Source organism: Microbacterium xerophyticum (assembly GCF_053543555.1).
This window is the reverse complement of record NZ_JBLVOB010000005.1, coordinates 128,066-142,888: the sequence shown is the minus strand read 5'-3', so window position 1 is coordinate 142,888 and position 14,823 is coordinate 128,066. Positions and strand designations below refer to the sequence as shown.

Sequence of the window (14,823 nt, the reverse complement as noted above, 5' to 3'; positions counted from 1 at the left end):
CGGGGCGGACGCATCGAGATCGTCGACTGGAAGACCGGCAAGGCGCCGCGCAATGCCGCTGAGCGCGAAGAGCGGATGCTGCAGCTCGCGCTGTATCGGCTCGCCTACCACCGCCGCTTCGCAGTGCCCCTCGAGGACATCGACGTCGCGCTGTACTACGTCGCCGACGATCTCGTCATCCGCGGCGACCGGGTCTATTCGGAGGAGGAGTTGGTCCAGCGCTGGAGCGCGGCGCGTGCCGCGCGTTGAGCCTCGTCCGCGGGGTCGGCGTCGCTCGAGGCGTTCTCACTCGAGACCTTCTCACGCGAGGTGTGCTCACTCGACTGGTTCCCGGGCGAGGCGTTCGCGCGCGAGGGGGCGTCTTCTCGCGGCAGCAGATCCGATTTCGCGATCTCCGCGAGATCTGCGGTCGCATCGCCCTCCGGCGCATCCGGACCGGCGGCTTCGGGGGCGTCCTCGCCGGGAAGCAGATCCTGAGGGTTGTAGGCGTCGGTCTCCATCGCGGTGCTGATTCCGGTCGCTGCGGTCTCGGGCACCCGATCCAGCGCATCCAACGCGGAGTCGACGCCCTCGCTGCGATGAGCGATGACCGAGAGGTCGCGCTCCCGCAGCCCCTCGGCGAGTGCCTCGAGCAGCGCCGCCGCATCGTCCATGATGTCGGTGCGGTGCATCGCATCGCCGTGCACCAGCCAGCGGGCGAACTCGAGCTCTGCGAGCAGACGGGCGCGCAGCGCCAATGCGCCGTCCGGTGTGCGATCCGAGGCCTGTGCGTACGCCGCGTGCACGTCGCCGGCGGCGTGCGTGGCGGAGGAGAGCCAGGCCAGGTCCACGGCGGGATCGCCGAGGGAGAGGCCGTGCCAGTGGACGACGCCGATGACCTCGGGGCCCTTCACGGGGTCGTCATCGAACAGGAACGACGTCGCCTGCACCCCGCCCAGCGTCACGGCCGCTTCGAAGCGCCACAGCTCATCGTCGTCCACGGCCTCGCGCCAGCGCACGGTGAGCCGCGCAGGCACCTTTCCGGTGGCCGCGGCGCGATCGACGAGTTGACGGATCTCTTCCCGTGCCTCCTCCGCGGTGCGCGCGGGCAGTCCAGCACTGCGCACGACCGACGCGGGCAGCGCGTGCACGGCGGCGATCGAGGCACCCATCGACTCCGCGGCGCCTCGACCAGCGGGAACATGTGCGGCCTCGATCTGGAAACCCGGCAGCAGCTCGGTCACGAGTGCGCGGCCGTCGGAGAGACGCGTCTCGCCGATGTACTCGGGCGCTCGGAAAGGAAGCATGGCGCGCGCACCGGCGGTCAGGGCGCGCAGCGCGAGCGATTCGGCAGCGAGCTCCCTGGCCGTCTCGTCGTCGTCGCCGACGCGGATCGCGAGCTCGCGCCCGTCGGCGAGAGTCACGACTGCGGAATCGAACCGACCGTCGCCGTCGGCCGTCAGGGTTCGAGCGCCGACGACCTCCGCCCCGGACAGTGCGGCTGTGACCGCCGCCGCTAGAGTAAAGGGAGACCGTGCCATGCCCCCAGGTTAGGTCCGCTCGGGTGCGGTTGCGCCTACGCCACGCCTGCGAGAGAGGGAGTCGATGACTGTCCGCCGTGCCTTGTTCGACCGTGCCGCGCATCTGCGCGATGAGCCGGGGATCGTCGAGGCGCTGCGCGCATCGGGAGACGTCCGCGTGATCGTCGTGCGCGACGGCCGTGTCCGCATCGACGACGCCGCGCTGGTCACGGTCAACCCCGACGAGGTCGCCGACGCCGAGTGGGCGCTGCTGGGCAGGCACAGCGACACCGGCCCGCTCCTTCTGGCCGTCGAGGCCGTCTCCGCCGAATCCATCGATGCGGCACCGGCCGAGACCTGGCTCGGGTTGCGCGATGCCGGCGGGCTGCTCGACCCGGAGAGCACCGAACTGCTCGTCGAGTCGATCGCCCTGGCCGGGTGGCTCAGCGACGCGCGCTTCTGCGCGAGGTGCGGATCCGACACCGAACTCCGGCAGGGCGGATGGTCCCGCAGATGCCTCACCTGTCAGCACGACATCTTCCCTCGCACCGACCCCGCCGTGATCGTGGCGGTCGAGAGCGATGACGGCGAGAAGCTGCTGCTCGGCGCGAACGCGAACTGGCACGGCCGGATGTACTCGTGCTTCGCCGGGTTCGTCGAAGCGGGCGAGTCACTGGAGCTGACGGTGCACCGCGAGATCGAGGAGGAGGCAGGAGTGCGCTTGGACTCCGTGCGCTACATCGGCTCGCAACCGTGGCCGTACCCGCGCTCGCTCATGGTCGGTTTCCGTGCCACCGCCTCGAACGAGCGCCGTGCCCGCCCCGACGGCGAGGAGATCATCGACGTCCGCTGGTTCACGCGCGACGAGATCGGCAGCGCGCTGAACGGAGACGGTCCGGTGGGCCTTCCCGGACCGGCATCCATCGCACGCGCTCTCATCCAGGGCTGGTACGAGGACCGGGCGCCCGGCGCAGACAGTGATCGGATCGCCGAGTGAACGCGGCGAGCCGAGACGCAGAGGCGAAGTGAGCGCGCTCGACGCCCTCGACGAACGACAGCGGGAAGCGGCATCCGTGCTGCGGGGCCCTGTCGCCGTGCTCGCCGGTGCGGGCACGGGCAAGACCCGGGTCATCACTCACCGCATCGCGCACGGCGTCGACACGGGCGCGTACTCGCCGAGCCGTGTCATGGCCGTCACCTTCACGGCGAAGGCCGCTGGCGAGCTTCGGGGGCGACTGCGCAGCCTGGGCATCGAGGGCGTCGTGGCACGCACCTTCCACGCCGCCGCCCTCGCACAATTGAACTTCTTCTGGCCGACCCTCGCCGGATCGCCAGCGCCCAGCATCATCGACAACAAGGTGCGCGTTCTCGGGCAGGCCGCTGAGCAGTTGCGGCTGCGCCCGGACACCGCGACGCTGCGAGACGTCGCCAGCGAGATCGAATGGCGCAAGGTCTCGATGCTCTCGATCGAGCAGTATGCCGCGCTCGGCCGCACGGTCGGGCGGATCAGCACGGAGCAGCTCGCCGCGTTGCAACAGGGGTACGAGGTGCTCAAGGACGAACGTCGCCAGCTCGACTTCGAGGACGTGCTGCTCGCGTGCGCGGGGATGCTGGAGGCGGAGCCCAGGGTCGCGGCATCCGTGCACGAGCAGTACCGGCATTTCACGGTCGATGAGTACCAGGATGTCTCGCCGCTTCAGAACCGGCTGCTGGAGCTGTGGCTCGGGGATCGGCGCGACATCTGCGTGGTCGGAGATGCCAGCCAGACGATCTACTCGTTCGCCGGTGCCGATCAGAAGTACCTGCTCGAATTCGGTCGTCGATATCCCGATGCCACGGTCGTGCGGTTGGAGACCAACTATCGATCCCAGCCGCCCATCCTCGCGGCCGCGAACGCGCTGATGAACGGCCGCGCCGGTGCACTCGAACTCGTCTCCGCCCGCGAATCGCTCACCGCTGAGCCGCCGACCGTCACCGCCTACGCCACCGAGACGGACGAGGCGGCCGGCATCGCCGCGTCGATCGCCGCACGGATCGGGGCCGGCGCCTCGCCGTCCGAGATCGCCGTGCTGTACCGGGCGCATTCGCAGTCCGGCGTGATCCAGCAGGCGCTCGGCGAGGCGGGCATCGCGTCGCGCGTGCTCGGTGGCAAGCGGTTCTTCGACATGCCGGAGGTGCGTCAGGCGGTGCTCGCCCTGCGCGGAGCGTCCGTCGCGCCGACGGGGCGCGGGTTCCTCTCGAACGTGCAGAAGGTGCTGCGCGAGCTCGGTCTCAGCGACGAGCCGCCCGCCGCGGGCGGAGCCCAGCGCGACGGATGGGAGGCGCGGCGCGCCATTCTGCGTCTTGCCGAGGAAGCGCCGAGCGGGACCACGCTGCGCTCCTTCAGCGAAGCGCTGATGGCGAGGGCGAAAGACCAGCACGAGCCGACGATCGAGACAGTGACGCTGTCGACCCTGCATGCCGCCAAGGGGCTGGAGTGGCCCCATGTGCACCTCGCAGGGTGGACGGAAGGTGCGCTGCCCATCTCGTACGCGACCGGGTTCGACGCGATCGATGAGGAACGCCGCCTCGCCTACGTCGGCATCACGCGCGCCGCTCGGACTCTGTCGCTGTCGTGGTCTCACGCGGCCGGTCGAGGGGAGCGGCAGCCGTCCCGGTTCCTTCAGGAGATCGGAACGACTGCTCGCGGCACCGGCATTCTGCGTGAAATCTCACCGAACGCCACACGCGGCGGCCGTCGGGGCTGATCCTGACCGATTTCACGACGTTCGCCCTGCCAGGATCGGCGAGGATGCGTGCCGCGAGAGCCGCGGCCTCGGCGGTGCGCGCTGCGGTGATGCGACCGGATGCTGCGCCGACGAGCTGCGCGTGCAGCACCGGCCACGCCGGGTCGCGCTCGCGCTCATGCGCGTCGCGGCACGACAGGCACGGCGTGCGACCGGGCACCACGAGCGGGCCCACGCTCGTCCCGCCCACTTCGAACGCGATCGGCAGATGGGCGACGTCGTCGCGCAGATGGCCGGCGAGCTGCCGGGCTGACGCAGATCCCTCCATCAGGACGACTGCGACCGCGTCGGGTGCCGCGCGCTCCGTCATCCGGAAGCCCTCATCGACGAGGGCGATCTCGGTGCGGGCGGCGATGCGCGAATCGACCATGTTGAGGCTCTCGATCCAGATCCTCGGCAGCGGCGGTGCATCCGCGCGCAGCACCGGCTTCAACGCCGTGAGCAGCTCGCGCGCGGCGTCACGCGGGGCTCCTGCGCTGTGCGCGATCACGTCGAAGGCGCTGGGACGGAACCCGTCGCGCAGCGACTGCAGCAGCGGGTCCACCCAGGGTTCGGAGACCGAGACGCGCACGACGCCTTCCATACCGAACTGCACCGTGTCGACGTCACGCCACAGCAGGGGATAGGCGGGGTCGAGACGCGTCAGCGTCGGGGGCGTGATCGGCGGCATGCACCGATTCTGCCCACGCACCCCTCGTCGTGGGGCTCAGGATGCGGAACAGTGGACAAATCCGTGCCGGCACGGGATGTGCAGCACGAGTCCTGCGGCTGATGCGGGTCAGACCGGAGTCTCGCCGCCCTGGTTCTTTCCGTCGCCCCGCTCGTCGTCGCCCTGCTCATCGTCTCCCGGTTCGGCCTCACTCGCGTCGTCCGACGCCGCCTCCTCGGAGAAGTCGTCGCCGGCCAGCAGCCGGCTCAGCGCCTCGTCGAACTCGTCCGCCACGGGCGCCTCGCCACGCGCACGCGCCTGAAGCCGTTCGATCAGCGCCGTCGGGTCGTCGATGTCGTCAGCGGTGGGCTGCAGGTCGGGGTAGTCCCAGAGCGAGTCACGGGCGGCCACGCCGACGGCATCCGTCACCTTCTGCCACATCGCGGAGGCCTCGCGCATGCGCCGCGGGCGCAGCTTGAGACCGACGAGCGCGCCGAGCGCGTCCTCCGCAGGCCCGCCGACCGCGCGACGGCGTCGAGCGGCCTCTGCGAGGCGCACACTGTCGGGCAAGCGGGAGGTTGCTTCGGCCGTGACGACGTCCACCCAGCCGTCGATCATCGCGATGATGTTCTCCAGGCGCGCGAGCGCCTCGCGCTGCGCCTCGGTCTGCGCCGGGAGCAGTGCTCCGCCCTCGATCGCCGCGCGCAGCTCCTCGGGGTTCGACGGATCGAGTCGGCTGGCGACGTCTTCCAGCGCCTCGACGTCGACGGTCACGCCGCGGGCGAAGTCGGTGATCTGCGACATCACGTGCAGGTGCAGCCACTTCGCGTGCCGGTACAGACGCGCGTACGCGAGCTCACGGGTCGCGAGGTACAACGCGATCTGATCCTCGGGGATCTCGAGCCCTTCGCCGAACGCCGTGATGTTCTGCGGGATCAGCGCGGCGGTGCCAGCGGGGAGGACGGGGATGCCGACGTCACCGCCGGAGACGACCTCGAGCGAGAGGTTGCCGAGCACCTGGCCGAACTGCGCGGCGAACACCGAGGATCCGAGTCCGCGCATCAGCTGGCCGGCTCCCTGGATCGCCTCGCGCATGTCTTCAGGCACCTGCGTGTCGAGCGCGCTCGTGAGGGCGTCGGCGATGCTGGTGGAGACAGGGCCCGCGATCTCCTTCCACACCGGGAGGGTCTTCTCGACCCATTCGCCGCGTGTGATGGCCTGCGGGTTCTCGGCGAGCTCGGAGATCGTGGTGGCCTCGCTCAGCCAGAGGTTCGCGAGCGCGAAGGCATCCACGAGGGAATGGCGCGAGCCGTCGGTGATCCCCTGGCCCTCGCGATTGGCGATGTGCAGCGCCTGGCGCAGCGTGTTCTCCCACGGATCACCGCCGAACGCGCCCTGCAGCTGCCGCATGAGTCCGGCCATCATGGCCGGATCGATCTCGAGGCCGTCCGCGCCGCCGAGGGCGTTCTGCAGCGCGCTCAGGTCGAAGTCGCCGCCGCCCGCTCCGGACATCATCTTCCGCAGGAACTCTTGGAAGTCCTCGGGGTTCGGGTCGTTGTCTGCCATGTCGGTCGCCTCTCAGCACGTCGCTAGCCGTGACATCTACGCTAGTTGCAGGATTCTGCACGCGACCCCGACGCGGGCAGATCGCTGTACGCCGGTCGCGAACGACGGAGGATCCACTTGGCTCACACGCGCACACCCAGGGTCGGCCTGGGCGTCTGGGCACTCATCGTCGCGCTCGTCGCGCTCGTGGTGCTCACCTTCCTGCCGACGCCGTACGTGATCCAGCGCCCAGGTCCCGTCTACGACACGCTCGGCACCGCAGCCGGCGAGGACGGTGAGGAGGTGCCGCTGATCGCGATCGAGGGCGCCGAGACGTTCGAGACGAGCGGCACCCTCAACCTGCTGACCGTGCAGGTCGTCGGCAACCGGGAGCGCACGCCGTCGTGGTTCGAACTGGCACTCGCCTGGATGGACTCGTCCCGCGCCGTCGTGCCGCTCGATGCGGTGTTCCCCGAGGGAGTGACGAGCGAGGACCGTGATGAGCGCAACGCGGCACTGATGGTCGATTCGCAGCACGAGGCGACTGCCGCGGCGCTCAACGAACTGGGGTACGACACCGGTGCCGAGGTGACGGTCGTCGAGGCCGTCGACGACTCTCCCGCGGCAGGTGTGCTCGAAGAGGGGGACGTCATCACCGAGATCGACGGCGTCGCGGTCACCAGCGCCGCAGAGCTGCGCGCGGCGATCCAGGACGGCGAGGGCGAGCCCGTCGAGCTGACGGTGCTCCGCGACGGCGACGAGCCGCTGGGCGTCGAGATCACCCCGGAGCTCGACACCGTCGACGGTGTCGACACCTGGCTGATCGGCATCACGCTGACCACCGAGTACGACTTCCCGATCGACGTGACGATCCAGCTCGACAACGTGGGCGGTCCCAGCGCCGGCATGATGTTCGCACTCGGCATCGTCGATGAGCTCACACCGGGGGAGATGACCGGCGGCAACGACATCGCCGGCACCGGAACCATCGACGCCGCGGGCAGCGTCGGTCCGATCGGCGGCATCCGCCAGAAGCTGTACGGCGCTGTGGATGCGGGCGCCGACTACTTCCTCGCGCCGTCGTCGAACTGCGACGAGGTCGTCGGCCACGTCCCCGACGGGCTCCAGGTGATCAGCACATCGACGCTCGAGGAATCCCTGGACGCGCTCGAGGTGATCGCGAACGGCGGCGACGTCGACGCACTGCCCACGTGCACCGCGGCTGCGCAGTGATGTTGCGCTGAGAGCGGACGGTGACCTCTCCGTCACCGTTGTTACAGCCCGCACACAAAATGCCCCGCCTAGGATGGACGGGTGACCACGACCTCGGCGCCGAATCCGGCCACGCCCCGCACCTCACGACGGATCATCACGATATCGCTGGTGATCATCGCCGCGATCATCGCTGCGTTCTTCGTCTTCGCCGCCCTCTACACGGACTTCCTCTGGTTCGACCAGCTGCAGTTCGCGAACGTTCTCACCACCCAGTGGATCGCCACTGCCGTGATGTTCGTGGTGGGCTTCCTGGGGATGGCGGTGCCGCTGTTCATCGTGATCCAGCTGGCGTACCGTCTGCGCCCGGTGTACGTGCGGCTGAGCTCGCAGCTCGATCGCTATCAGGAGGTCATCGAGCCGCTGCGCCGCCTCGCGATGTGGGGCATGCCGATCTTCTTCGGCCTGTTCGCTGGCTTCGCCGCCGCGGGCAACTGGGAGACCGTCTGGCTGTGGTTCAACGGAGGGGCGACCGGCGAGGTCGACCCGCAGTTCGGCATGGACACGGGCTTCTACCTGTTCGCGATGCCGTTCTACTCGATCCTGCTGGCGTTCGTCTCGGCCGTCATCCTGCTGTCGCTGGTCGTCACCGCGCTGGTGTCGTACCTGTACGGCTCCGTCCGCATCGGTCAGGGCGAGCTGCGCATCTCGAAGCCGGCTCGCATCCAGCTGGCCGTGCTCGCCGGGCTCTACCTGCTCGTGCAGGCCGCGAGCCTGTGGCTCGACCGCTACAAGACGCTCGTCACGCAGGAAGACCGCATCACCGGTGCCGCGTACACGAGCGTCAACGCCACGATCCCCGGTATGGCGATCCTCGCGATCCTCGCCGCACTCGTCGCGATCCTCTTCTTCGTCACCGCGGTCATCGGGCGCTGGCGCTTCCCACTCGTCGCGACCGGCCTGCTGATCGTCGCATCCCTCGTCGTCGGCATCGGCTACCCGTGGGTCGTGACGACCTTCCAGGTGGGTCCGAACCAGAACAGCTTCCAGGCCGAGTACTACCAGCGCAACATCGACGGCACCAAGAGCGCCTACGACATCGCCGACCTCGAGGTGACGCCCTTCAAGGCGGAGACCACCGCTGAGGCGGGTCAGCTGCGCAACGATGCCGAAACCACAGCGTCCATCCGCATCCTCGACCCGAGCATCATCAGCCCGACGGTGCAGCAGCTCGAGCAGTTCCGCAACTACTACCAGTTCCAGGAGACCCTGGACGTCGACCGCTACAACATCGACGGCGAGACGCAGGACACCGTGGTGGCCGTGCGCGAGATCAACGTGGACAAGCTCGGCGACAGCAACAGCTGGAACAACCGCACCGCGGTGTACACGCACGGCTACGGCCTCGTCGCCGCCGCCGGAAACCAGCGCACGAGTGAAGGTGAGCCGGTGTTCCTCGAACGCGGCATCCCGTCCTCCGGATTCCTCACCGAGAGCGAAGAGTACGAGCCCCGCGTGTACTTCGGCGAGGACTCTCCGCTGTACTCGATCGTGGGTGCCCCAGAGGGCACGGATCCGGTCGAGATCGACTACCCGCGCGGCAACGACGGTGCGAACGAGACGAAGAACACCTTCGCGGGCGACGGTGGCCCGAGCGTCGGCAGCACCTTCAACAAGCTGCTGTACGCGCTGAAGTTCCAGGAGGCGGAGATCCTGTTCTCCGATCTCGTCAACTCCGATTCGCAGATCCTGTACGACCGCGACCCGGTGACGCGCGTGCAGAAGGTCGCGCCGTACCTCGAGCTCGACAGCGACCCGTACCCGAGCGTCGTCGACGGCAGGGTCGTGTGGATCGTCGACGGTTACACGACCAGTTCGACCTTCCCGTACTCGACCAGCGTGAGCCTGTCGGATGCCATCGCCGACTCGAACACGGCGGCGCCGAACTTCGCCATCGACGACATCAACTACATCCGCAACTCCGTGAAGGCCACCGTCGACGCCTACGACGGCTCGGTGACCCTCTACGCGTGGGATGACGCGGACCCGATCCTGGAGGCATGGCAGAAGGTGTACCCGTCGACGGTCGAGCCGATCAGCGAGATGTCCGCCGACCTGATGAGTCACGTGCGCTACCCGACCGACCTGTTCAAGGTGCAGCGCGAGATCCTCGGCGTGTACCACGTCGACACGGCCGGATCCTTCGCCCAGCAGGACAACCGCTGGCAGACGCCGAACGACCCGCGCAACGACGACCAGCTGCAGCCGCCGTACTACCTGTCCATGCAGATGCCGGGGCAGGAGGAGCCGAGGTTCTCGATGTTCTCGACGTTCATCCCGGCGTCTTCGCAGGGCACGACGAGTCGTAACGTCCTGATGGGTTACCTGGCGGTCGATTCGGATGCCGGCGCCACAGCCGGCGAGAAGGCCGACGGTTACGGACAGCTGCGAATGCTCGAGATCGATGCCGACACCACGGTGCCGGGACCGGGCCAGGTGCAGAACACGTTCGACTCCGACACCACTATCGCCGACAAGCTCAACGTGCTGACGCTGGGCAAGTCCGAGGTGAAGTACGGCAACCTGCTGACGCTGCCCGTCGGTGGCGGTCTGCTCTACGTGCAGCCGGTGTACGTGCAGTCGTCCGAGGGCACCCAGCTCCCGCTGCTGCAGAAGGTGCTGGTCACCTTCGGCGACAGCATCGCCTTCGAGGACACCCTCACCGCGGCGCTCGACGTGATCTTCGGCGGAGACTCCGGCGCGAGCGGTGGAGACGAAGAGGTGGAGCCGGTCGATCCGGGCGACGGGACGAGTCCGCCCGAAGAGGGCGGCACGGATCCGGGCACGACGGAGCCGGATCCCGGCACAGGGACGGATGCGCGCGCCGAGGCGCTCGCCGACGCTCAGCAGGCGCTGACCGACCGTGAGGCGGCTCTGAAGGCCGGAGACCTCACCGCGTTCGCCGAGGCCGACAAGCGCCTCACCGCAGCGATCACGGAACTGCTGGCACTGGAAGCGGCCGAGTAGGCCTCGCACAGCGAAACGGGCGTCCCGCGAGGGGCGCCCGTTTTCGCGTCCGCTGTCTGTCTGGTGGCCGCGCGCCAGGGTATGCGAAAGGCCCCTGATCGGGATTTCTCCTGATCAGGGGCCTTTCTTGTGTCGCTTCTCGTTGCGGGGACAGGATTTGAACCTGCGACCTCCGGGTTATGAGCCCGGCGAGCTACCGAACTGCTCCACCCCGCGGCACGTCTACTAGCCTAACACGGGTTTCGGCCCTGGTTAACCACGGGCAAACTGCGCGAGGATGGAGACATGTCTGAGACCGCCGCACTCACCGTCGCCGTCTGCCAGTTCAGCCCGGCAGCCTCACGGGCGGACAACCGCGCCCGGATCGCAGAGATGACAGCGGATGCCGCGACGAGGGGGGCGCGACTGGTGGTGTTCCCGGAGTACTCCAGTTACTTCGTGAATCCGATGGACGCGACTCTGGCCGAGAACTCCGAAACGCTCGATGGTGAGTTCGTCCGGGCGCTGCAGGACACGGCATCCGCTCATGACGTCACGATCGTCGCCGGACTCGTCGAGTCGGCGGGGGAGCGGGTGCGCAACACTCTCGTCGCGGTCGATGCGACCGGCGTGCGCGCCACATACCGGAAGCAGCACCTGTACGACGCGTTCGGCCAGACGGAGTCGGACTGGATCGAGGCGGGGGAATTGGGGACTCCGGAGACGCTGGAGATCGACGGACTGCGCCTCGCGATGATGACCTGCTACGACCTGCGCTTCCCCGAGGTCGCGCGGACGCTCGTAGACGCCGGCGCCGACGTCATCGTCGTGCCGGCGGAGTGGGTACGCGGACCGCTCAAGGAGCATCACTGGACGACCCTACTCGCCGCCAGGGCGATCGAGAACACCGTCTACGTCGTCGCCGCCGATCACCCGACGCCGATCGGCGTCGGGCACTCGCAGATCATCGACCCGCAGGGCGTGGTGCTCGCGGGTGTCGCGACAGGTGAGGGGATCGGCGTGGCCGAACTCACGAAGGATGCCGTCACCCGCGTGCGCGAGACCAACCCCGTGCTGCGACTGCGCCGTTACGGCGTCGTTCCTCGCTGAGGCGCCGGCCGCCGCGTCAGGTGCGAGAAGCTCCCATCGGCGGCCGGCCACCCGGCATCCGCGTGGGATCCGCTCAGAACCGGGCTGCGGCCAGCCGCCGCGCAGCCTCTTCGAGCACGTCGACGCGCTTGCAGGCGGCGAATCGCACGAGGCCCGCATAGTCTCCGCGGTGCTCCGTGCTGACGAACGCCTCCAGCGGGATCGCGACGACTCCGGCCTTCTCCGGAAGGGCACGGCAGAAGGCGGCGGCATCCGCTCCTCCGAGCGATGTCGCATCGGCGACCGTGAAGTAGCCGCCCTGCGGCGGGATCACCTCGAATCCGGCCCCGCGCAGACCGTCGCCGAGGATCTCGTGCTTTCGCGCGAGGGAGGCCGCGGCATCCGTGAAGAACGCATCAGGCAGGCGCAGGCCGACCGCGATCGCCGGCTGGAACGCCGAGCCGTTCACATACGTGAGGTACTGCTTGACCGTCAGCACCCCGGTGATGAGGTCAGCGGGACCGTGGATCCAGCCGATCTTCCACCCGGTGGCCGAGAACGTCTTGCCGCCGGACGAGATGGTCAGGGTGCGCTCCGCCGCACCGGGCAGCGTCGCGATCGGCACATGCGGGCCGTCGAACGTGAGGTGCTCGTACACCTCGTCGGTGACGATGACGGCGTCGTGGCGGTGCGCGAGCCGCACGACCTCCGCTCGGACCTCGGGTGAGAACACGACTCCGGTCGGGTTGTGCGGATCGTTCACGAGGATGATCCGCGTGCGATCGGTGACGGATGCCGCGAGCACCTCGAGATCCGGCTGGAGATCGGGCAGCCGCAGGGGAACGGTGCGCAGTCGCGCGCCGGCCAGCGCCACCGCCGCAGCATACGAGTCGTAGTACGGCTCGAACACGACGACCTCATCCTCGGGGGAATCGATCAACGCGAGCAGCGTCGCCGTCAGCGCCTCGGTCGCGCCGGCGGTCACGATCACCTCTGTCGCCGGGTCCACCGTGAGCCCGTAGAACCGTTGCTGGTGCTCGCTGATCGCCTCGAGCAGGGCGGCGAAGCCGCGTCCGGGCGGGTACTGGTTCGCACCCCGTGAGATCGCCTCCCTGGCGGCCTCGAGCACTTCGGCCGGGCCGTCCTCATCGGGGAAGCCCTGTCCGAGATTGACCGACCCCGTTCTCAGAGCAGCCGCAGACATCTCTGCGAAGATGGTGGGTCTGACCGCACCGTCCGGCGAGAGCAGGCCCGCCCCTGCCGCTGTGCGCCGCCAGGCGCCGGGAATAGCACTCATGCAAACCAGGCTAAGGCCATAGACGACACTCACCCGCACCATAACGAACGCACAGCTACGAGCGGCACTCTGGATTTTGTTGAAGGAGCAGACCATGAACGAAGACAAGAACACCAGCGAGTCCGCGTCGTCCGAGCAGCCTGCGTCGCAGGAGCCGAGCGGCACCGGCGCCGGTCACGACATGCCCGCGTCGTTCACGTCGCATCAGGCACCCACCCCGACGTCGACCCAGGATGCGTCGACGCAGGACGCGTCGAACCCGGGTCCGTCCGCACAGAGCGCATCGACGCACCACGCGTCGGCTCAGGGTGCCGCGTTCGGGATCCCCGCCCCGACGTATCCGGCGCACGGCGCCGATCAGACCCAGCCGACCGTCTCGTTCTCCCGCGAGAGCGGCGAGGCCGGTGCAGGCGCTTCGGCTGATGCGGGAGCGGACGGCGCCACCGATCACGTCACACCGATCGGCACGAAGTCCAAGGACAAGAAGCCGTTCGGCGCAGGCAAGGTCGCGGCCCTCATCGTCGCCGCCTCCCTCGTCGGCGGCGCGGCCGGCCTCGGTGGCAGCTACCTCGGCAACAACCTCTGGGCTCAGCCTCCCGGTTCCACGGCCAACGGCACCGACACCATCACGGTGAACAACCCGGGCTCGGTGAACGAGACCACCGCGATCGCGACCACCGTGCTGCCCTCGGTGGTCACGATCGAGGTCGCCGGTCAGGAGGGATCGGGCAGCGGCTCCGGTGTCGTGATCAGCAAGGACGGCTACGTGCTCACGAACACCCACGTGGTCACCCTCGGCGGTGCTGCGGCGAATCCCGAGGTCAGGGTGACCGCGTCCGACGGCCGCATCTACGACGCAACGATCGTCGGCACCGATCCGATCTACGATCTCGCGGTCATCAAGCTCGAGGGAGCAGAGGATCTCACGCCGATCGAGTTCGCCGACTCGTCCGACCTCAATGTGGGATCCACCGCCGTCGCGGTCGGTGCCCCGCTCGGGCTGTCCAACTCGGTCACCACCGGCATCGTGAGCGCCCTGAACCGCAGCATCCAGATCGCGTCGTCGGCCCTGCCCGACTCGGCCGACCAGGACAGCCAGGAGGACGGCGAATCCGATCAGGAGGGCGGCCCCTTCCAGTTCGACCTGCCGGGCGCCGAGACCCAGGGCGCCACCGAGTCGATCTCGATCGCGGTGATCCAGACCGACGCGGCGATCAACCCCGGCAACTCCGGCGGCGCACTCGTCGACAGCGAGGGCAAGCTCATCGGCATCAACGTCGCGATCGCGACCGCGGGCAGTGCAGAAGAATCCGGCTCGATCGGCGTGGGCTTCGCGATCCCGTCGAACGTCGCCAAGCGCATCTCGGAGGAGATCATCGAGGACGGCACAGCGACGCACGGTCTGCTCGGCGCGTCCGTGCGGGATGCGTCCTCTGTCGAGGGCTCGGAGGTCGCCGGCGCATACATCGCGGACACCCCCGTCAGCGGCGGCGCTGCGGAGGAAGCCGGTCTGCGCGAGGGCGACATCGTGACGGCCTTCAACGGTGCACCGGTCGCGAGTGCGACCGACCTCACCGCCCAGGTGCGTGCAGCGGCCGCGGGCAGCGACGCGAGCCTCACCTATGTGCGCGACGGCAAGTCGTACGACATCGATGTGAAGCTCGGAGAACTCAGCCTCTGATCGGTCATCCGATGGCTCCGGCGAGCCACCGGATTCTCAGAGAAGGACGCCACCCCCCC

General features: G+C 68.8%; 10 protein-coding genes and 1 tRNA gene. 7 read left to right on the top strand and 4 right to left on the bottom strand.

Annotated features, from left to right (window positions below; translation table 11 throughout):
- Window positions 1-249 (top strand): PD-(D/E)XK nuclease family protein (locus ACNPNP_RS05180; protein WP_448964996.1); only part of this gene is annotated, 249 nt, incomplete at its 5' end.
- Here the strand turns inward: ACNPNP_RS05180 and ACNPNP_RS05175 are convergent.
- Window positions 195-1,520, bottom strand: a complete 1,326-nt coding sequence (locus ACNPNP_RS05175; RefSeq protein WP_448964995.1) for a phosphotransferase — start codon at window positions 1,518-1,520, stop codon at window positions 195-197. The two genes, ACNPNP_RS05180 and ACNPNP_RS05175, sit on opposite strands and share 55 nt — an antisense overlap.
- 64 nt (window positions 1,521-1,584) lie before the next feature.
- Here ACNPNP_RS05175 and nudC point away from each other — a divergent pair, with 64 nt between their 5' ends.
- A complete protein-coding gene (nudC, locus tag ACNPNP_RS05170; protein WP_448964994.1) occupies window positions 1,585-2,496 on the top strand; it encodes an NAD(+) diphosphatase in 912 nt (303 codons plus the stop codon).
- A gap of 28 nt (window positions 2,497-2,524) precedes the next feature.
- On the top strand, window positions 2,525-4,246 hold the full coding sequence (locus ACNPNP_RS05165) for an ATP-dependent helicase (protein ID WP_448964993.1): 1,722 nt from the start codon (window positions 2,525-2,527) through the stop codon (window positions 4,244-4,246).
- A gap of 817 nt (window positions 4,247-5,063) precedes the next feature.
- On the opposite strand, the gene ACNPNP_RS05160 is transcribed toward ACNPNP_RS05165, so the two are convergent.
- Entirely contained in the window at window positions 5,064-6,500 is a 1,437-nt protein-coding gene (locus tag ACNPNP_RS05160; protein WP_448964992.1) for a zinc-dependent metalloprotease, read from the bottom strand.
- Between the two features lie 117 nt (window positions 6,501-6,617).
- Here ACNPNP_RS05160 and ACNPNP_RS05155 point away from each other — a divergent pair, with 117 nt between their 5' ends.
- Entirely contained in the window at window positions 6,618-7,712 is a 1,095-nt protein-coding gene (locus ACNPNP_RS05155) for a YlbL family protein (protein ID WP_448964991.1), read from the top strand.
- A gap of 81 nt (window positions 7,713-7,793) precedes the next feature.
- The gene (locus tag ACNPNP_RS05150; protein WP_448964990.1) at window positions 7,794-10,718 is read left to right on the top strand and encodes a UPF0182 family membrane protein; all 2,925 of its coding nucleotides are present in this window, start codon (window positions 7,794-7,796) and stop codon (window positions 10,716-10,718) included.
- Window positions 10,719-10,860: 142 nt separating this feature from the next.
- Here ACNPNP_RS05150 and ACNPNP_RS05145 read toward each other — a convergent pair.
- Window positions 10,861-10,934: transfer RNA gene (locus ACNPNP_RS05145), tRNA-Met, on the bottom strand.
- Window positions 10,935-11,003: 69 nt separating this feature from the next.
- On the opposite strand from ACNPNP_RS05145, the gene ACNPNP_RS05140 reads away from it, so the two are divergent.
- The gene (locus tag ACNPNP_RS05140; RefSeq protein ID WP_448964989.1) at window positions 11,004-11,807 is read left to right on the top strand and encodes a carbon-nitrogen hydrolase family protein; all 804 of its coding nucleotides are present in this window, start codon (window positions 11,004-11,006) and stop codon (window positions 11,805-11,807) included.
- Window positions 11,808-11,880: 73 nt separating this feature from the next.
- Here the strand turns inward: ACNPNP_RS05140 and ACNPNP_RS05135 are convergent, their stop codons facing one another.
- The gene (locus ACNPNP_RS05135; RefSeq protein WP_448964988.1) at window positions 11,881-13,083 is read right to left on the bottom strand and encodes an aminotransferase class I/II-fold pyridoxal phosphate-dependent enzyme; all 1,203 of its coding nucleotides are present in this window, start codon (window positions 13,081-13,083) and stop codon (window positions 11,881-11,883) included.
- 94 nt (window positions 13,084-13,177) lie between these two features.
- Between ACNPNP_RS05135 and ACNPNP_RS05130 the strand changes: the two genes are divergently transcribed.
- The gene (locus ACNPNP_RS05130) at window positions 13,178-14,764 is read left to right on the top strand and encodes a S1C family serine protease (protein ID WP_448964987.1); all 1,587 of its coding nucleotides are present in this window, start codon (window positions 13,178-13,180) and stop codon (window positions 14,762-14,764) included.
- Window positions 14,765-14,823: the final 59 nt, after the last annotated feature.

Bases quoted from the DNA above. Each gene is read 5' to 3' on its own strand.
- ACNPNP_RS05130 (WP_448964987.1), top strand. From the start codon at position 13,178: ATGAACGAAGACAAGAACACCAGCGAGTCCGCGTCGTCCGAGCAGCCT.
- ACNPNP_RS05135 (WP_448964988.1), bottom strand. From the start codon at position 13,083: ATGAGTGCTATTCCCGGCGCCTGGCGGCGCACAGCGGCAGGGGCGGGC.
- ACNPNP_RS05175 (WP_448964995.1), bottom strand. From the start codon at position 1,520: ATGGCACGGTCTCCCTTTACTCTAGCGGCGGCGGTCACAGCCGCACTG.
- ACNPNP_RS05160 (WP_448964992.1), bottom strand. From the start codon at position 6,500: ATGGCAGACAACGACCCGAACCCCGAGGACTTCCAAGAGTTCCTGCGG.
- nudC (WP_448964994.1), top strand. From the start codon at position 1,585: ATGACTGTCCGCCGTGCCTTGTTCGACCGTGCCGCGCATCTGCGCGAT.
- ACNPNP_RS05140 (WP_448964989.1), top strand. From the start codon at position 11,004: ATGTCTGAGACCGCCGCACTCACCGTCGCCGTCTGCCAGTTCAGCCCG.